General features: G+C 50.1%; 2 protein-coding genes. Both read right to left on the bottom strand.

Annotated elements, in window-relative coordinates; all coding sequences use genetic code 11:
- Window positions 1-247: sodium ion-translocating decarboxylase subunit beta (locus tag PKX57_RS11735; RefSeq protein ID WP_472417497.1), on the bottom strand; the 247-nt coding region annotated here is incomplete at its 3' end.
- A 65-nt stretch (window positions 248-312) separates the two neighbouring features.
- A complete protein-coding gene (gene ppdK / locus PKX57_RS11740) occupies window positions 313-2,955 on the bottom strand; it encodes a pyruvate, phosphate dikinase (RefSeq protein ID WP_213922668.1) in 2,643 nt (880 codons plus the stop codon).
- Window positions 2,956-3,125 lie beyond the last annotated feature (170 nt).

The following is a 3,125-nucleotide window of genomic DNA, read 5'->3' on the forward strand; positions in this document are numbered from 1 at the left end:
TTCCCAGAACCAGACCCTGCTGGAGGATCCACATGAAACCCGTTCCCGGCTCGAAAACACCGGTCACCTGGGGAGGAATGTTGGCGATTATCATCCCAAAAGCTATCGGAATAAGCAATAGAGGCTCCGCGTCTTTCGCTACGGCAAGGTACATTAGAAGCGAAGCTATTGCGAACATGACTATGTTTTCCCAGCTCAGATTTGTGAAACCGGACTGAGCGAAATACCCTGAGATCAACTCTGCCATGATAGGCTAACCTCCAGAAAAATAATGAAAGCCGCGACCCCGCGCGAGAGTCACGGCGAAAGTAATTATCTGTTTTTGATGACCGCCTGTGCGGCTGCCAGCCTTGCTATCGGTACACGGTAGGGTGAGCAGCTCACGTAGTTGAGACCAACCATGTGGCAGAATTCCACTGAGGAAGGTTCTCCACCGTGTTCACCGCAGATCCCGACTTTCAGGTCCGGTCTGGTTGAACGACCCTTCTCGGTACCCATTTTGACGAGCTGTCCCACGCCAACCCTGTCGAGTTTCTGGAAGGGGTCGGTGGGAAGAATACCCTTTTCAAGATAATGACTTACGAACTTTCCATAGTCGTCTCTGCTGAACCCGAATGTCATCTGGGTTAAATCGTTGGTGCCGAAGCTGAAGAACTCGGCTTCCCTGGCGATTTCATCGGCAGTGATAGCCGCCCTTGGCACCTCAATCATGGTTCCAACTTTGTAAACTAGATCGACACCGGCCTCCCTTATCATTTCATCGGCCGCTTTTACGATTATGGCTTTGACGTACTTGAGTTCTTCCAGCTCGATTATGAGGGGTATCATTATTTCTGGGATTACGTTCATACCCTCTTTAACGAGCTTGATTGCGGCTCCTATGATTGCTCTGGTCTGCATTTCGGCGATCTCCGGATAAACTACCGCCAGTCTGCAGCCCCTGAAACCCATCATCGGGTTGAATTCGTGGAGCTCTTCAATAGTCGCCTTCAACTCGTAATATCCCATTCCCATCTCTTTGGCCAGGTCTCTCACGTCTTCGTCTTCTTTCGGGAGAAATTCGTGTAGAGGGGGATCGAGAAGTCTTATAGTAACGGGATAGCCTTCCATTGCCTTGAAGATCCCGTAGAAATCATCTTCTTGCATAGGAAGCAGTTTAGAAAGGGCTTTTTTGCGCTGCTCAAGAGTGTTGGAAGTGATCATCTGACGCATGGCAAATATCCTGTCCTCCTGGAAGAACATATGTTCCGTCCTGGTAAGACCGATACCTTCCGCGCCAAAGCCTCTCGCAATCGAAGCGTCTTTAGGTGTATCGGCGTTGGTTCTGACACCCAGCTTTCTTATTTTGTCGGCCCAGACTAGTATTTCAGCTAGAGGTCCCTCGAGTCCCTGCGGCTTCACGGAATCGAGCTTTCCCATGAAGACCTCGCCCGTAGTACCGTCTATACTCAACCAGTCTCCCTCTTTGAGGATCTTTCCGTTGACCTTCATTTCTTTGGCATGCTCGTCAACTTCGATTGCTTCGCATCCGACTATACAGGTCTTGCCCATTCCCCTGGCCACAACGGCGGCATGGGATGTCTTGCCACCGGTAGAGGTAAGGATGCCCTGCGCGGCGGCCATTCCGGCGATGTCCTCTGGAGAGGTTTCCGGTCTGACGAGAATAACCACCTTTCCCTCTTCTTTGACCATTCTCTCGGCTGTCTCGGGGTCGAACGCGATAACTCCAGAAGCTGCTCCTGGAGAAGCGGCGATGCCCTTGGCAAGTTTTTCAGCGCTTTCCAAGGTTTCGTTAGTGAAGTAGGGATGGAGAAGAGTCTCGATATGTTCGGGAGTGACTCTCATTATGGCTTCTTCCTTGGATATTAGTCCTTCTTTAACCAGATCAACGGCAATCTTCACACTCGCGTAGGGTGTTCTCTTTCCATTCCTTGTCTGAAGGAGATAAAGCGTACCGTGTTCGACCGTGAATTCGATATCCTGCATGTCCCTGTAGTGCTTTTCCAGTTTTTCGAAGATATCGAGCAACTGGTTGTAAGCGGCCGGGTTGATCTCATGAAGCCTCGTCATCGGGTAAGGAGTCCTGGTACCGGCAACTACGTCTTCACCTTGCGCGTTTGGCAGGTACTCTCCGTAGAATTTTCTTTCACCCGTGTTGGGATCTCTTGTGAAGGCAACGCCTGTACCGCTGTCATCCCCGGTGTTTCCGAAAACCATGGTGCATATGTTAACGGCCGTTCCGAGAAGATCACCCTCCTTCACTCCATTGAGCGCCCTGTATTTGATGGCTCTTTCATTCATCCAGCTTCCAAAAACAGCATTAGTCGACATCCAAAGCTGCTCCCATGGATCCTGAGGGAATTCTTTGCCGGCCTTTTTGTAGACTTCCAGGTATCTCTTAACCACTTCTTCCATATCCGTGGCATCCAGTTCGGTATCGAGTTTCACGCCCTTCTCTTTTTTAACGCTGGCAAGAGCCTTTTCAAACTCGGAATGCTCTATCTTGAGCACTACATCTCCGAACATCTGAAGGAACCTTCTGTAAGCGTCGTAGCAGAACCTGGGATTTCCCGATTCGTTTATGAGCCCTGTGACTGTCTCGTTGTTGAGGCCCAGGTTAAGAATCGTATCCATCATTCCTGGCATGGAGATGGCCGCTCCCGACCTCACAGATACCAGAAGCGGTCTTTCGGCAGAGCCAAAGCCTTTGCCGGTTTCTTTCTCGAGCATTTCCATTGCCGCTTTGACCTCGCCGGTGAGTTCACCAGGGTATTTTTCACCGTGATCGTAGTAGTACTTGCAGACTTCTGTAGAGATCGTGAAGCCCGGGGGTACCGGGAATCCGAGTCTAACCATTTCGGCCAGATTGGCTCCTTTACCGCCCAGGAGATTCTTCATCTTCGCGTCGCCCTCGGCTTTCGTCTTACCAAAATAGTACACATATTTCCTCGACACTTTGTTTCCTCCCTTCCTGAAAACTATTCGAGGCGATTATAACACAGCCTTTCACGGGTGATGTTTAGAATGAAATCACTGCCGTGCTTTAAGTACGTTCAAGGATCTTCGCTGACCTGACCCTGTCCCATTTTAACAAAGAAAAGGTTAACGGAAGAAAGAACGGGAAG

The sequence above is a fragment of the Mesotoga sp. genome, assembly GCF_035363035.1.
Lineage (GTDB): Bacteria > Thermotogota > Thermotogae > Petrotogales > Kosmotogaceae > Mesotoga.